We start from the raw sequence: 14,733 nt of genomic DNA, 5'->3' as shown, positions 1-14,733 counted from the left end.
GTCCCTGGGCAGTACAACTAGTCCCGCTATGAGCTGGCCCGGCCGCGATTCCTACTGCGAGCAGGCTTCCCTCAGTGCCGTTACGGACTCTGTCGGCGCCTGGTCCGCGGACTCGGCGATCTGGTCCAGCGGCGTCGTGATTTCAGCGGGGACACCGGCTGTCTTCGACGCGGAAACCAGTCCGCCCAGCAGCGCCTTTTCCTGAACACTCACCAGTCCGTCCTGGACGATGGTGCACACCTGGCTCTTCACTTGATTAGCGGCGGAGCTGGCAACCTTGGTGGCAGCGTCACTCGCCGCCGTTTGGGCGGATTCCTGGACCGAACCACAAGCGGCCAGAAGGAGCATCAGGGGGACAGCAGGCAGGGCGGCAAGATGGCGGTTCATCCTTCCACCCTAACGGCTGAGTAAGCGTCGGCCGTTTCGCGAGAATGACAGTTCGCCCACATCGTTGAGTTGAAGGATTGTTGAACAATCATGATTTTTGGTGCATCCTTCATAGAGCACGTCAATGAGATGAGGATCACACATGCCAACCATCGACCTGAACAGTGACGTCGGCGAATCGTTCGGACGCTGGACGTTTGGCGACGACGCGGCCATGTTCCGGTCCGTCAGAAGCGCCAACATTGCCTGCGGCTTCCACGCCGGCGACCCCAGCGTGATCCGCAGGACCTGCCGCGCTGCCGCCGCGGCCAACGTTGTTGTCTGCGCTCACGTAGGCTACCGGGATCTGGCCGGCTTCGGCCGGCCAGGAGAGCCACGCCTGAGCGGCGCGGCTTAAATTCCATGGATACATTTCGCATACCCACGGCAGCCAAAGTGCTCGCCGTGAGGCCGGTGGGCACGACGGCGGTACTCGCCGAGCTCTCCGGGCTCCACGATGTGATGGCGTTGCAGGCCCTCCTGCTGGAGCAGCCGCTGCCCGGGCAGGTGGACGTCCTGGCTGCCGCCGAAACAGTAATGGTCAAGGCGGACTCGCCGGCCGCGGCCCGGCGGATGCCCGGCCTCCTGCTGGGCATGGACCTGACCGTCCAGGCCCATGCGGAAGGCAAGCTGGTGGTCATCGAGACCGTGTACGACGGCGAGGACCTCGCCAAGGTGGGGAGGCTCACCGGCCTCGGAACGGATGGCGTCATAGCTGCCCATTCCGGCCAGGTCTGGACGGTGGCATTTGCCGGCTTCGCACCGGGATTTGGCTACATGGTGGGGGAGAACGAGCTGCTGCATGTCCCGCGCCGAAACTCGCCCCGGACCGCTGTTCCTGCCGGCGCCGTGGCCTTGGCCGGCACCTACTCGGCGGTGTACCCACGGAAGTCTCCCGGCGGCTGGCAGTTGATCGGCCGCACCGCGGCCCGCATGTGGGACCTGGGCCGGAAGCAGCCTGCCCTTGCCGTGCCCGGGGACCGCGTGCAGTTCCAGGCCGTGCGGGAGTCCGTTGAGGTTGCGGTTCCCGCGTCGCAGGCTCTGGCCGCGGAGCAGGACATGCTGGAGTCCCGGATGGAGCCCGGTGTGCAGTCCGCCGTCCAGTCCGGACTCCGTGTTCTGTCGCCGGGACTGCAGAGCCTGGTCCAGGACCTGGGGCGGCCGGGGCATGCGGGGCTTGGAGTTTCCGCCTCCGGTGCCCTGGACCGCGCTTCCCTCAGGCGCGCCAACCGGGTTGTGGGAAATCAGCCGTCTGCCGCCGTCGTCGAGAGCGTGGCCGGTGGGCTGCAGGTGCAGGCCGTGGGCGACCAGGTGCTTGCCGTTTCCGGCGCGCCGTCGGCACTGACAGTAACGACGCGGAGAATCGTGGCGCCGGCTGACACCGGCGGCGATGACTCCGAAGACGAGCAGGTGCGCACGGTGCCCATGGCCGCGGCGTTTGCCCTGTTGGACGGTGAGATCCTGACGCTTGCGGTACCGGAGCGCGGGTTCCGGAGTTACCTCGCCGTCCGCGGCGGGGTGGAGGTTGAAAGCGTGCTGGGTAGCCGTTCCACGGACACGATGTCCGGCATCGGCCCTGCACCGCTGGCGGCCGGACAAGTGCTCGCCGCGGGCAGGACCACTGCCTCGAATGTGGTGGGCGATCCGGAGCTGCAGCCTGAATTCCCGGACGCCGGCGTCACCGTGCTGGACATCGTGCCCGGCCCGCGCGACGACTGGTTCGACGCTGGCGCCCTGGTATCACTCTGCAGCCAGGACTGGGAGGTGACGCCGCGCTCCAACCGCGTGGGAATGCGGCTTGCGGGCGAGCCGCTCCGGCGCAGCCGCGCCGGCGAGCTGCCCAGTGAGGGAACGGTGGCGGGCGCCCTCCAGATCCCACCGGACGGCCTCCCGGTGCTGTTCCTTGCCGATCACCCGATCACCGGCGGCTACCCCGTGATCGCGGTGGTAGCAGACCATCAGCTGGATGTCGCAGCCCAGGTTCCCATCGGCGGACACCTCCGGTTCCGTTGGGCCTCCGGCTACGTGCCGCCAGCCAGCCATCCCGCTTCTTTCCCCGACATCCCCCAGACGAAGTGAGCAGTGGACAAGAATTCCATGGGTGTCAGCGTGCGCTCGCGGCAGGAACACCCAGGATGCTGTCCAGCAGGCCGTTGCGGAATTTACCGTCCGGATCATGAGCCGACGCCAGGGAGCGGAAGTCGGCGAACCGGGGGTAGAGCGATTCCCAGTCGTGGCTGGCAGGCGTGAAGAGCTTGCCCCAGTGCGGCCGCGCGCCGAAGGGGCGCAGCAGGTCTTCAATTTCCGGGAGGACAGCCTCCACTTCGGCCTGCAATGGCTTCCACGTGAAGTGCAGCGCCACGCTCCGCTGACGGTAGAAGGGGCTCAGCCAGAACTCGTCCGCCGCCCCTGTGCGGATCTCGGAGACCAACAGCAGCGGCGCGACTTTATCGGCCAGGCTGCGGACCGCCTGCAGGGCTGCGGGGGCGTACTCCAGCGGCAGGATGAATTCGCTCTGCAGTTCCTCGCCGTTGCTGGGAGTGAATTCGTGCCGGAAATGCGGCAGGCGGTCCAGCCATAGCCCGGGTTCGTCCAGCTGCGGCGTGCAGTTTTCCGCTGACATTCCGGGGAGTGGGTGCCGCGCTTCGACAGCCGGAGTGGCGCCGAAAAGGTCGGTGAGCGCCGGTTCGGAATCAAGCGCCTTCAGCCAGACCTGGCTGATGGTGTCCCCGGCGTAATCGGTGAAGAGGCTCACGCTGTATGCCGCTGACACGACGGGAGTGAAATTCTCCAGGGCACTCTCCCACGGGAGGTTTTCCAGGACACGCTGCCGCATCCTGAAGCTCGGCTGGACGGACAGTTCCAGGCCGGTCACGATGCCCAGGGCCCCAAGGCCCACCACGCTGCCCAGAAACTGGTCGCCGTCGTCGCGGGACAGGGACACTTGCTCCCCTGAGGGGCGGACCAGATCAATGCGTTCGACGGCGCCGGCCAGCGAGGAATTGTTCACTCCCGAGCCGTGGGTACCGGTCTGGATGGCTCCCGCCACAGAGATGTGCGGCAGCGAGGCCAAGTTGTGGATTGCGACGCCGGATTGTTCCAGCGTGCGGCACAGCGCACCGTAGCTGATGCCGCCGCTCACCCTGACGGTCTGCCGCTCCGAATCCAGTTCGATCTCCTGGGGCAGGCCGTCGAGGAGGACGTGGACGCCGTCGGTATCGCCCACGCGGTTGAAGGAATGCCGGGAACCCAGAGCCTTGACACGGCCGGCCCCGGCAACAATCCCGGCCAGCTCATCCACAGAGCCCGGACGGCGGACCTCGGCGGAGGAGTATTCGAGGTTTCCTGCCCAGTTCTGCATTAAATCGACCTTCCGGTGGTGTGGGTTCGTTCCCTCAACCGTGAGCGGTAACAAATCGCGGTGTCAAGGCGGTTCCAGCTTACGGTCAGGCGCTTCTTCGGGTTGAGTGGGAGGGCTGGCCCTAAGATCTATATCGTTGTAAATTAGCCCGATGACACTCGCGATGACACCGCCCATGGGCTGGAACAGCTGGGACTGCTACGGCACCACGGTCACGGAGGAGGAGGTGCTGGCCAACGCTTCTTTCATGGCGGAACACTTGCTGCCTTACGGCTGGGACACAGTGGTGGTGGACATCCAGTGGTACGAACCTGCGGCCCGTGCCGGCGGGTACAACGACGGTGCAGCCCTGGAGCTGGACGCCTTCGGGCGCCAACTGCCTGCAGTAAACCGGTTCCCCTCGGCCGCGGGCGGTGCGGGCTTCAAAAACCTCGCAGACAGGGTACACGCCCTCGGGCTCAAGTTCGGGCTGCATATTATGCGCGGCATTCCTCGTCAGGCGGTGCGGGACAGGCTGCCGGTGGAAGGCACCGGCTTTACCGCAGACCAGATCGCCGACCAGTCGTCCGTCTGCGATTGGAATACCGACAACTTCGGCCTGGACCACCAGCACCCCGGCGCCCAGGCCTATTACGACTCGCAGCTGCGGCTCTTTGCGGAATGGGGAGTGGACTTCGTCAAGGCCGACGACATGCTGGGACCTTACTTCGAGGACGAGATCGCTGCCTACCAGCAGGCCATCTCCAACTCCGGCCGCGAGATGGTGCTGAGCCTGTCGCCGGGACGCGCGCTCTCCCTTGCGCATCTGGAACACCTACGCGACAACGCCCAGATGTGGCGGGTTTCCGACGACCTTTGGGATGCATGGGAGGACGTGGAGGCGCAGTTCGCGCGGATGGCCCGCTGGGCGCCGCACCAGCAGGCCGCTGCCTGGGCGGACGCGGACATGCTTCCGGTGGGCCGGATTGCACTGAGGGCCGAACGCGGCGGTGAGCGGCTGAGCCGGCTGACCATGGACGAACAACGGACGATGCTGACCCTTTGGTGCGTTTCGCGGTCGCCCCTGATGCTGGGCTGCGACCTGCCGTCGTCGCCACCGGAAACGCTGCCACTCCTGACAAACCGCGATGTCCTTGACGTATTGAACGCAAGCCGGAAAAACCGTGAGCTTCTGCGCGAAGGGGACTTGGTGCTGTGGGCAGCGGAAAGCACGACGTCGGAGGACCGTTTCGTGGCGGTGTTCAACACCGGGGCGGCTGACTTGGTCCGGACGCTTCCGTTGGGCGATCTCGGCCTGGGGTCCAGTGCCGCCCATCGGAGCGAGCCTGCGGGTGGACCTTCCTGGCGGGCGCGTGAGGCCTGGAGCGGCAACGATGCCATGATCGGGCTGAGGAATGGCCTGCAAGCCCTGGACGTGAAGCTGCCCGGCCACAGTGCCCAGCTCTTCCGGTTCTCCCTTTAGCGGTGCTCTGACCTGAGTTTAGGCTTCAGGTTTGATTTTAGTCCGGAGTTTCTGGCCGATGGATTGGCCAGGGACAAGCCACGCGATCTGCCCAAAGGGCCGGCGGTCGGCGGTTATCAAGGAAGCCGATGCCGCCCATTACCGCCGAGGGCTCCCGCGGGTCGGACACTGTCAGTGCGAAGTGCCTGGCAACTCGCTCTGAACGCTGGGAGTGACGCCGGCCGCTGGCCATCCGAAAGTAATCTCTCACCCGTGGAGCGACACCGGCCGAACGCCCGTCAGGGTCCTCTTGGTCTTGAGATCGGAAAGGTGCTCAAGGTGCCGGATGAGATATCGCTCGGTGGTGGGGTCGTCGTAGTAGTCGCCGAAAATCGGGCGGATATCGCGCCCTAATAGTTGCTGTAGGTCAGCTTCACTTTGCCGTCCTCCAGGGTGACGCTGGCGCTCAGGGAGACTGAGGTTGTGTCTGTTGTCGGCTTCCAATCAGGCGTGCCGAAACCGTATGAGCTGTCCCTTTCGTAGCTGGCTGTGGCTTTCCCCGGAGTTTCCGTACGAATACGCCAGGCGGAAGAGCCGTAGGGATCCTTGCTCAGGCTGAACGTGGGCTTCGTGGTGAGGGACCAGTGGAAGTTTCTTGAATAGCTTGACGAAACGTAGCTACTGAACGGGCAATTGGCTGGCCGTGCATCGGTGGACTTGATGCATTCAGCGAGATGGGCGTCGACCTGTGCCAGGGCTTCAGTCTTGAGAGCCTCAGTGGCGTCCACCTTGAGGCTGGCGGTGGGCGGGGCTTGAGCGCCGATGGCTACCAGCGTGGTTGACTTCGGTGCTGTCAGGTACTTTTCCGACGAAGGCAATTCCACCGTGTACTCCCCAGGTAACGCCGGGAAATTCGCGCCGCCAGAGCCAGTGCGGCTGCCGGTAAGGCCGACGTTGAGTTCCTGACCGTTGACCAGTACGGTCTGCACCGGCGTGTCCGAAGTGATTGTCAGTGCCCCGAGCGGTGACGAATCCATTTTCCAGTGATCGTCCAAGAGTTCCGGGTTCACCCTGCGGAGGTTGAAAGTCGTCTGCTGCTTGCGGCCATCCTGGTGCATTTCCGCGACCACCGTGGCGTGGTCCTCGGCGACCGTCGTGGAAACAATGTCGAAGCCGTCAATGCGCTTGCCGGCTTTGGCGTAAACCTGATCGGTCAGCAGGGCCCTCTGATCGTTGGCCAGGCCGGGATCGGAAAGGGCCATCGCTTTGGACGCTTCACCGTTCTGTAGCGCCTGAAGATAGTCATTCACGGGTTTATCCGGCCCTTTGCCACCCTTGATGACATTGACCGTGGTGGCTGCACCCACCACCAAGACAACCACGAGACCGACTCCTCCCAGTACAAGTCCGAGGGTGCGCTTCGTGCGGCCGGACAGCGGCTCCCTCGGCGCCAGCGCGGGGTGATCTCCAGGAGCGGGATGCCCTGTTGGAATAGTTTGGCCTGTCGCCGGTTCTCCTGATTCGGCGGGAACCTCATGAATGTCAGGCGCGGCCGGCGCTATCACAGCTGGCACAGTCGCAGCTGGCCGCGTGGGGACCAGCTTTTGAACGAGGGCCAAGGGGACGTATCTGCTCAGATGAGGTGCGGCATAGCGTGCTGATGCCTCTGTTGCGCCGCCCCAGAGGATCATGAAGAACGGGGTCCACCATGCCAGCGTCACGCTTCCCGCGCCCGTTGCCAATGAACCGGCGTCGAAAGTTCCAGAAACGCTGCTGAGCCAGGTCAGCAGCGCGCCGGCAACGGGAAATGCAGCGGGGAGCACCAACCAGTCCGTGATCTTGTTTGCGACTATCGGTCCGCGGCGCAGGTACCAGAAGATGGAAGTCACCAGGAGTGAAATCAGCGCCAACAGCAGCAGCAACCAGCCAGCCCAGCCCGGGACGCCGTATTGCGCCAGAGCACTTCCGAAACCAAAGCTGATGTCTGAACCTGAAGAATTCGAAGATGAAGACACTGAGGAGCCAAAATTCCACGTGCGGCTGACAGCACTGAGGTGAGCCAGTCCGAAGAGAAAGAAGCCCGCGGTGGGTGCCCACAAGGGGGCTGAGAGTGTGGCCTGCCAGCCGGACTTAATTCCCAGAATGACAACAACAACGGGGATGGCAACGGATAGAAAAATGCCGTAGTGCACGGTCACGGCTTCAAGGGAGTGACGAACCGCCGCTCGGACCCCAACGCTGGCATCCGCACGAGGCCTGACTGATGATCGCCCTGCCAGAGTCGCGAACATCCCAATTGCCAGGGCAACCAGGACTGAACCAAAGGTCACTGCCCCAATCGGGCTGATCTTTACGCTGGGTGTGGGCATCGATATGCCAAAGACCGCCCCGCTGATATTGACCAAGAGGGTAAAGACCAGCCCCGTGATTAACGACTCGACCCAGATGCCGGTCGTTGGTTGACCTGCAACTCTTTTCGCCGCGGACCGCCCACCCAAGAACAGCACCACGATCGACACAGCCGTCAGCAGCAAGGGAACAGCGAATACGCTGGCCGATCCGTGCACGTTTCCTATAAACGGAATGGTCGCGTCGATGCTGGAACCAAGTGCCCCAAACTGGCTCATGACGACCAGCTGGACGGCTAACTGCCCCACCAGGGACCACGGCGACGGCACGGTGCCACTTGGGAGCACCGAACTTGACGGTACCTCCGCGCTGCCACCGTTACTGGCGCTGAGACCGACCAACCCCAGAACTAAGAAGATGACCGCGATGATGAGAACCGCCACGTAAGAGACGAGCGCGACCAAGGCTCCAGGAACCAGGCTTTTGTAGTCAAAGGACTTCAGAATGTCGGGCATTGACGCAGCCCCCGAGCCAGGTCCCGGACGATCACCTCTCCCTGCGCTGCCAGTAGTGAGGCTGTCAGGCCCCACGCTGGTCGGTCCGGATGACACGGCCTGCGGATGCTGCGGTTCAGTCACAAATTCCCCCAAATTATTGTTGTACTTCTCATAATGCCACGAGCTAATTGTTGTTTTTTTCCTCACGTTCCTACCTGCTGGGGGTCTCGTAGTATTCTCACGATTCTCGCCGGATATTACGGGAACCCCTGGTAGTGGAGTTGGTGACGAACACCTGTGCCTGGACGGTCAACTCGGCAGTGGAGTACAAGTTGTCGATCGCGGGCCGAGGTGACAACTCCAAACATGCACCGCGTAAGGGCTGTCATTCAAAGTGTTCAGCGGCGGAGCCATGAGGGCTCGAGGTTGCCGGGCTAGTTGCGCTCGACCGCAGCAGGCTAACCCATCCGTCCAAATTGATGGCCCGTGTCGGCTGAGGGATGGGAAACAGGACCGCCGAGTTTCTAGGCAAAGTCCTTGCCCTTCCTTGCCTTGGGGGGCCTGTGACGGCATGGATTGTCGGCTCTTCATGACGGAAGCCGACCCCCGCCATATTTGGACCCATCTCTTGGACGGACTGCTTCGAAGTACCTGTGTCCCTTCCCTTGGGGCGCCAACGTCACACGCACGGGTATGAGGAGATTTTCACATGAACAAGACACTCCGCTTTATGGCAGTACCTACTCTCGCTTTGGGCGCACTTGCGCTTTCCGGCTCCCCGGCCATGGCCGCGGACCAGTCCTACCAGTCCACGCTGGCCCAGCTCAACGGCAGCGCAGGTTCAGGGACGATCACTGTCGATGTCAAGGGCAACCAGGCCCATGTCGTTCTGAACGTCTCGGGCATGCCCGCGACGTTCATGGCCGCACCTTATCCCCATGTGCAGCACATCCACGGGGGAGCCAAGGGAGTTTGCCCGGCCCCTTCTGCAGACAAGGACGGTGACGCGGTGATCTCCACCACCGAGGGCGCACCTTCCTATGGCAGCATCGTCACCACCCTGTCCACCAGCGGCGATACGAGCCCCGCGGCTGGCCTTGACCTGAAGGTCGGCGGGCAGGGTGCGGCGTACAAGATTGACCGTACGTTCGAACTGAACGCCGAGACCAAGGCAGCCCTGGAAGCGGGCACGGCCGTCGTGGTTGTCCATGGCCTTGATCCCGCCACGCTCAGCGCGGCAGGGCAGGCCGCCAAGTCCGACCTGGCACCGACACTTCCGCTGGCCGCCACTTCCCCGGCCCTGTGCGGGACGCTGAAAGCGGGGCAGATGAAGATGCCCGCGGGTGGGGCTGACACAGGCATCGCCCAGGAAACCGGTGGAACCGACGCCGGAGCCCTCGCCCTCGGCGGCGGTCTAGTCCTCGTCGCCCTCGCTGGCGGAGCCTATGCAGTGCGCCGCCGCAGCTCCGGATCAGCTGCCTGATAACGAGCTGGCTGGATCATCACTGTGATAAGCAGGAATTGCGGCCGCCGCAGAGGTCTAGGGGCCTCGGCGGCGGCTGGGATTCTGCTCCTGCTCGCCCTGGCCGGCTGCGGCACGGGACGCACTGGAACGGCCGACGCCGGCTCTCCGCCTTCTGCTTCGGCGGCTGCCTCCACGTCGGCCCCCTCCACATCGGTTCCGGCCACTGCGCCTGCGGCGCCGCCAGTAGCCCCCGCGGTTCCCGCCACCGAACAGCTTCCCCCGGTGATGCCGGCGTCCGTTCCGACCACACTGGTCATCCCCGCAATCGGTGTCCGCACTGAACTGCTGCACCTCGGCCTGCGGGAGAACGGCTCGCTGGAGGTCCCGCAGGACATCGGCAACGGGGCCCCCGCCGGCTGGTACGACGGCTCTCCGACCCCTGGGGAACGCGGCCCCTCCGTCATACTGGGCCATGTGAATGCCCTCGGCGGACACACGGGCGTCTTCGCGGACCTCCGCAAGCTCACCCCCGGCGCCGAAATCAACGTAGGACGCGCCGATGGCAGCACCTCCACGTTCACCGTGGAGCGCGGCACCCTCTACGGCAAGGACAGCTTTCCCACCTTGGAAGTCTACGGAAACACTCCAGGCTCCGAACTCCGGCTCATTACCTGCGACGGCTACGACCCCGCCACCGGGCTCTTCGACGATAACTACGTGGTCTACGCCAAACTCAAAGCCTGACCAGCAAACCTGACCTCACAGCCCGACAAGCGGCCGCCGAACCCCGATCGAAGGCGACCAGGACGGAAGAGCCATGAAAAACCGCATTTCCCTGCTGGCGTCCCTGGCACTGTGCTCCCTGCTGCTCTCCGGCTGTGCCGCAGCGGCCGGATTTCCTGGCGCGGTGACCGGCCCGTCGTCGGACGCTCCGTCCACTTCCGCCCGCCCGCAGCCGGGCAGCCAAGGCGCCCAGGCCAGTCAGGGCCCCAGTCATTCCGGCGTCCATCACGACGGCGGCACCGCCTCCTCCCGGCCCGCCCCCGACGGTCCCAGCGACGCCGCGAAAATGGTGTGCGGGGACCAACCGATGGAGAGACTCAGCTCCATCCTGCACCTGGAACAGCGCCCCCACACCGTCAACAGCTGGGCAGACAGCACCTTCACGTGTACCTACCACCTGAACGAGGGGGCATTGGACATTTCTGTTAGGGAAGCCACAGACCAGGCCAGCGCGCTGACCTACTTCGACGCCATGCAGGCACTGGCCAAGGACGCCAAACCCATCCAAGGACTGGCCAACCTGGGGTTCCCGGCCTACGAGACGGAGGACGGCTCGGCAGTGTTCCAGAAGGACAGCTTTGTGCTGCAGGTGGACGCCTCAGACCTCCCCGCAACCATCGGGCCGGACACCGTGACCCGGAATGCGCTGGCCTACCAGCTATCCACCACCATCCTGGCGTGCTGGGTGGAACACCACTAACCGCGGTTCCACACCCCAGGACGCATTGCGGCCTAAGGCCTCGTCTACCTCCTAGTACTGCCTGAAGCGTTCCCCTAGGCTAGGAGGGCGCTCAGTGGGGAGCATCAGGAAGAGGGAAGATCATGGCTGACGGAACAAAATCCGACCCTTGGAAGCTGGTCACTGCACCGGGGTCGTCCGAATACACCATGTACCGCGATCCTGAAGCCGATCCGCCCGCCCTGGTCTGTCAGGTGGGATCCACGACGCTCAAATACCATCTCCAGGCAGTTGCGGATCTCCATGCCTGGCTGCTGCAGCAAGGGGATTGGGTTCCGCTAGGAGCTGCGGATGAGTTGAAGCCTGCGCCCGAGGGGAGCGTGGAAGCCTGGGGCCGGGATGCTGCGAATCCCGTGGCGGGCTGGTACGGGTTGCGGAAGGGATACCGCGGCCGCTTTGGCATGTACCTTCCGCCGCTCCTGGAAAAACTGGGGCTTGCTGAACTCACCCACGAAAAACGTAACAACAGTGTCCGGGCCCTCCCCAAAGAGTGATGCACAAGGACTGACGGAGGGGACAGACGGGCGGGGCCCATGGGCCCCGCCCGTCAGAGCGTCAGTGCCCCGCCCGTCAGAGCGTCAGGGGGCAGCCAGCCAGTGCGGCGGAGCTGACAGCCACTCCGGCAGGGTCGTGGCACTGCTGCCCCGGGCTGAATTGAGTTGCGGCTGGGTGAGGAACAGTGCGGCAGCCAGGTCCGCGCCGTCGAGCCTTGCATCGCGCAGATCGGTGCCTAGCAAATCCGCGCCGGCCAAGTCACTGAACCGCAAGTCCGCCGCGATCAGGCAGGCGCCGCGCAGATCGGCGCCGCAGAGGCTCCGGGCCCTGAGGTTCCTGCCGATCAGGTCAGCGCCGGGCGCGAAGTCGGCGTCGAGATGTTCGCCGCCGCCGGCGAAGTAGCCGGCACGGACTTCGTCACTGATGCCCCTGAGGGCAGCCCGGACCTGGCCGTGGAGCTGTTCCACGTCGCAGGTGAGGACGGCCCGGACGCTGCCTCCGGCAATGGATTCAATCACTTCCCGCAGGTCCTGCGCCTGACGGGCGGAGTCGGCGTCGTACGTTTTGACCTGCGCCTCGGCGAGGTGCCAGAGCATCTCGTGCAGTTGCCGAAGGACCTTGAAGGCCGTGAACATGTCATGTTGCGAGCCGGGGTTCTCGCGCCAGCTAATGCCGTCAAACAGGCGCTGGGACACGGCCTGGCCGGCTCCAAAGCAATCAAAGACGGTGCAGCCCCGAAAGCCGCGCGGCCGCAGCCGGTCATGGATGGTGCAGGAAAAGTCCTTGTCCAGGTTCTGGCAGGGTGTGCCTGCGGGTTTGTCGATGGCGAAGTCGGCGGAGCGGGTGAAGCCGAAGGCGGTGCAGCACAGCGCAAAGCAGTTGCTGCAGTCCGGGCGCAGGCTGTCCCGCCCCAGGTGTGGGTTTGGGGTTGGCGTAGCCGGAGGCGTCGAAGTGATGTTCATGGGTTCTCCCAGTGGTGGTTCCGGTGTGGGTGCGGGGAGATGGGGAACTCGTGGTCGAGTCCCCTCTGTGGGCACGCGGAATCAGCACTCCTGCCAGGAACGCCGCGGGAGCGGGCTGTTGAAGCTACGGGAACTCTGGGTCACAGAGAAAATTGAAGAATCACTGCCGTCCAGACTACTCCGGGTGCGGCGCGTTGTCAGGCTGCTTTCACCAAGGGAAGCTCGTCCTAGTGCGTGGTGTACCGCGGGGATTGCATGTCCCGTTTCATGGTCCAGGAGGGTCCCCCGCGGATGCCAGCGTGGCCAAGCCCGATGGAGCCGCGGCCATACCGACGGGCGATGTCCTCCAACAGGGAGCCGATGCCCCGTTCCTCGTGCGCATTCTCGAAGATTTCCAGCGGTTTCTGGTTGCCACTGGGGCGAAGGTCGGTGACCATGATGCCCGCCCGGGCGTACTTGACGCCCTCCTGGATGGAAGGCAACAGGGCGTGGGCGGCCCTGGTCAGGAGGACGGGGTCCGCGGTGGGGGCGGGAAGCCTGACGCAGACCGATGGGTAGGAGGTGTCCTTGGGGTTGTAGTGGGAGGTGCCAGCGAAAGCGGTGAGGATTTTGGCCTGCAGGTGGTGCTTGGCCAGCCGGGCGCTGGCCATTTGGCCGTACACACTGAGGACCTGGCGCAGGTCGGCAGCGGTGGTGACCGCCGTCGAAAAGGAGCGCGAGAAGATCAGCTGGTCCCGGCCCACCCGTTCTTCTTCCATGGGGATGCAGGGTGTTCCCCGCAGCTCCAGGACGGTCCGCATGACCACCACCGAGAACTTGTCGCGGATCCTCACAGGATCTGCCCTGCTAAGGTCCAGGATGGACTGGATGCCCATCGCGTTCAGGCGCTTGGTGAGCCTGCCTGCGATGCCCCAGATTTCGACGACGGACAGCCTGGCCATCAGCGCTTCCCGCTGCGCGGCCGGGACGGAGTCCCACCGGCAGACGCCACCGAAGGCGAGGTTGTGCTTGGCCCATTTGTTGGCCAGTTTTGCCAGGGTTTTGGTCCGGGCGATGCCGACGCACACGGGAACGCCCACGTGCCGGGCAGTGGCGGCCTTTATGGTTTTGCCCAGTTGCAGCAGGGACTCCGGCGAGCCTTTTACGCCCAGGAATGCCTCATCGATGCTGTAGACCTCCACCCAGGCCGAGTACCGTCCCAGGAGTTCCATCACCCGGGCGCTGATGTCCCCGTAGAGCTCGTAGTTACTGGATTTGGCGATCAGTCCCCATTCCTTGGCGCGTGGTGCGATCTTGAACCAGGGTTCACCGATTCCGATGCCCAGGGCCTTCGCCTCGGGGGAGCGGGTGACGGCGCAGCCGTCGTTGTTGGAGAGCACGATCAGGGGTTTGCCTTCGAGTGAGGGGTCGAAGGCCCGTTCTGCGCTGGCATAGAAGCAGTTCACGTCCACATGCGCGATTTCCTGCATCTGCCGCATGAGCGCCGGCCTAGACATGGTGCAGGCACCGCGTGGCCACGCCCCAGATGGTCAGTTCGCTTAGGCCGGACACTCGGATGTCAGGGTATTTCGGATTCTCCGCTTGGAGGACAACGCCGGTGGCGGTGATGCGAAGCCGCTTAACGGTCAATTCGCCGTCGAGAACGGCGATCACCACGGAGCCGTCCTTGGGCTCCAGCGCCCGGTTAACTATTAGTTCGTCGCCGTCGCTGATCCCTGCCCGCTCCATCGAATCGCCGGTCACCCGCACCACAAACGTACTGGTGATGTCCTTTATCAGGTGCTCGTTGAGGTCGATTCGCCCGTCAAAGTAGTCCTGGGCCGGCGACGGATAGCCGGCGGCCACCGCGACGGGGGAGATCAGCACCAGCCGCAAGGAGAGGCCCGCATCTATCACACGGGGACCGACTACAACGCCCACAACACACCTTTATTCGAATATATGTTCGATAATTTGAGTGTACAGCGTGGTTGCGACAATGGCTCCTCTCCACCATGTTGCGTTTGATGCAGGATCGGCGCGGGCAGAAGGCTTCATGATCCTTGGGGAGGCCTGCAGTTGACCTTACCCCGCTTGACGGCCCGCTCTATTCCTGCGTTTAATGCAGGAATACTGCATTAGGAGGAAGGTTTTGAGGTCTAAAACTGTCTTGGTAGGGGCGGCATCGTTGTTCCTCACGCCCGGAGTGTCGTTCCTTGACGAGGAAGAGGCAGTG

General features: G+C 64.1%; 12 protein-coding genes and 1 pseudogene. 7 read left to right on the top strand and 6 right to left on the bottom strand.

The genetic code is table 11. The features are described 5' to 3' along the window. Window positions 1-51: 51 nt before the first annotated feature. Complete coding sequence (locus J7E83_RS20665) at window positions 52-387, bottom strand: hypothetical protein (RefSeq protein WP_214965995.1); 336 nt, start codon at window positions 385-387, stop codon at window positions 52-54. Window positions 388-529: 142 nt separating this feature from the next. On the opposite strand from J7E83_RS20665, the pseudogene J7E83_RS20660 reads away from it, so the two are divergent. Both J7E83_RS20660 and J7E83_RS20655 read left to right on the top strand, forming a co-directional pair. Then, window positions 530-751 (top strand): annotated as a pseudogene (locus tag J7E83_RS20660) (LamB/YcsF family protein); the annotation flags it as partial. Window positions 752-789: 38 nt separating this feature from the next. Further along, window positions 790-2,505, top strand: coding sequence for a 5-oxoprolinase/urea amidolyase family protein (locus J7E83_RS20655; RefSeq protein WP_214965993.1), 1,716 nt, complete (start codon window positions 790-792; stop codon window positions 2,503-2,505). A 25-nt stretch (window positions 2,506-2,530) separates the two neighbouring features. On the opposite strand, the gene J7E83_RS20650 is transcribed toward J7E83_RS20655, so the two are convergent. Beyond that, window positions 2,531-3,787 carry a D-arabinono-1,4-lactone oxidase gene (locus J7E83_RS20650; RefSeq protein WP_214965991.1) on the bottom strand — a complete coding sequence of 419 codons (1,257 nt, stop codon included), beginning with the start codon at window positions 3,785-3,787 and terminating at the stop codon, window positions 2,531-2,533. A 151-nt stretch (window positions 3,788-3,938) separates the two neighbouring features. Between J7E83_RS20650 and J7E83_RS20645 the strand changes: the two genes are divergently transcribed. Next, window positions 3,939-5,249, top strand: coding sequence for a glycoside hydrolase family 27 protein (locus J7E83_RS20645; RefSeq protein WP_214965989.1), 1,311 nt, complete (start codon window positions 3,939-3,941; stop codon window positions 5,247-5,249). Window positions 5,250-5,638: 389 nt separating this feature from the next. On the opposite strand, the gene J7E83_RS20640 is transcribed toward J7E83_RS20645, so the two are convergent. Continuing rightward, window positions 5,639-8,092 carry a hypothetical protein gene (locus J7E83_RS20640; protein ID WP_214965987.1) on the bottom strand — a complete coding sequence of 818 codons (2,454 nt, stop codon included), beginning with the start codon at window positions 8,090-8,092 and terminating at the stop codon, window positions 5,639-5,641. A gap of 691 nt (window positions 8,093-8,783) precedes the next feature. Here J7E83_RS20640 and J7E83_RS20635 point away from each other — a divergent pair. The 4 genes from J7E83_RS20635 (at window position 8,784) to J7E83_RS20620 (ending at window position 11,555) form a co-directional block, all read left to right on the top strand. After that, entirely contained in the window at window positions 8,784-9,557 is a 774-nt protein-coding gene (locus J7E83_RS20635) for a CHRD domain-containing protein (RefSeq protein ID WP_214965985.1), read from the top strand. Between the two features lie 24 nt (window positions 9,558-9,581). Continuing rightward, window positions 9,582-10,283, top strand: a complete 702-nt coding sequence (locus J7E83_RS20630) for a class F sortase (protein ID WP_214965983.1) — start codon at window positions 9,582-9,584, stop codon at window positions 10,281-10,283. A gap of 73 nt (window positions 10,284-10,356) precedes the next feature. Then, window positions 10,357-11,022 (top strand): hypothetical protein, encoded by a 666-nt coding sequence (locus J7E83_RS20625; RefSeq protein WP_214965981.1) that lies wholly within the window; start codon window positions 10,357-10,359, stop codon window positions 11,020-11,022. Window positions 11,023-11,144: 122 nt separating this feature from the next. Next, entirely contained in the window at window positions 11,145-11,555 is a 411-nt protein-coding gene (locus J7E83_RS20620) for a DUF6855 family protein (protein ID WP_214965979.1), read from the top strand. Between the two features lie 84 nt (window positions 11,556-11,639). Here the strand turns inward: J7E83_RS20620 and J7E83_RS20615 are convergent, their stop codons facing one another. The 3 genes from J7E83_RS20615 to J7E83_RS20605 form a co-directional block, all read right to left on the bottom strand. Further along, complete coding sequence (locus J7E83_RS20615) at window positions 11,640-12,518, bottom strand: pentapeptide repeat-containing protein (protein WP_214965977.1); 879 nt, start codon at window positions 12,516-12,518, stop codon at window positions 11,640-11,642. A 227-nt stretch (window positions 12,519-12,745) separates the two neighbouring features. Then, the gene (locus tag J7E83_RS20610) at window positions 12,746-13,996 is read right to left on the bottom strand and encodes a Y-family DNA polymerase (RefSeq protein ID WP_251044263.1); all 1,251 of its coding nucleotides are present in this window, start codon (window positions 13,994-13,996) and stop codon (window positions 12,746-12,748) included. Window positions 13,997-14,006: 10 nt separating this feature from the next. Next, window positions 14,007-14,438, bottom strand: a complete 432-nt coding sequence (locus J7E83_RS20605) for a LexA family transcriptional regulator (RefSeq protein ID WP_214965973.1) — start codon at window positions 14,436-14,438, stop codon at window positions 14,007-14,009. Between the last annotated feature and the right edge of the window lie 295 nt (window positions 14,439-14,733).

It is taken from the genome of Arthrobacter sp. ISL-48 (assembly GCF_018613805.1).
Lineage (GTDB): Bacteria > Actinomycetota > Actinomycetes > Actinomycetales > Micrococcaceae > Arthrobacter.
This window is presented reverse-complemented; position numbering and strand designations above follow the sequence as displayed.

Coding starts and splice junctions, on each gene's coding strand:
- J7E83_RS20665 (WP_214965995.1), bottom strand. CDS start 387: ATGAACCGCCATCTTGCCGCCCTGCCTGCTGTCCCCCTGATGCTCCTT.
- J7E83_RS20655 (WP_214965993.1), top strand. CDS start 790: ATGGATACATTTCGCATACCCACGGCAGCCAAAGTGCTCGCCGTGAGG.
- J7E83_RS20650 (WP_214965991.1), bottom strand. CDS start 3,787: ATGCAGAACTGGGCAGGAAACCTCGAATACTCCTCCGCCGAGGTCCGC.
- J7E83_RS20645 (WP_214965989.1), top strand. CDS start 3,939: ATGACACTCGCGATGACACCGCCCATGGGCTGGAACAGCTGGGACTGC.
- J7E83_RS20640 (WP_214965987.1), bottom strand. CDS start 8,092: ATGCCCGACATTCTGAAGTCCTTTGACTACAAAAGCCTGGTTCCTGGA.
- J7E83_RS20635 (WP_214965985.1), top strand. CDS start 8,784: ATGAACAAGACACTCCGCTTTATGGCAGTACCTACTCTCGCTTTGGGC.
- J7E83_RS20625 (WP_214965981.1), top strand. CDS start 10,357: ATGAAAAACCGCATTTCCCTGCTGGCGTCCCTGGCACTGTGCTCCCTG.
- J7E83_RS20620 (WP_214965979.1), top strand. CDS start 11,145: ATGGCTGACGGAACAAAATCCGACCCTTGGAAGCTGGTCACTGCACCG.
- J7E83_RS20615 (WP_214965977.1), bottom strand. CDS start 12,518: ATGAACATCACTTCGACGCCTCCGGCTACGCCAACCCCAAACCCACAC.
- J7E83_RS20610 (WP_251044263.1), bottom strand. CDS start 13,996: ATGCGGCAGATGCAGGAAATCGCGCATGTGGACGTGAACTGCTTCTAT.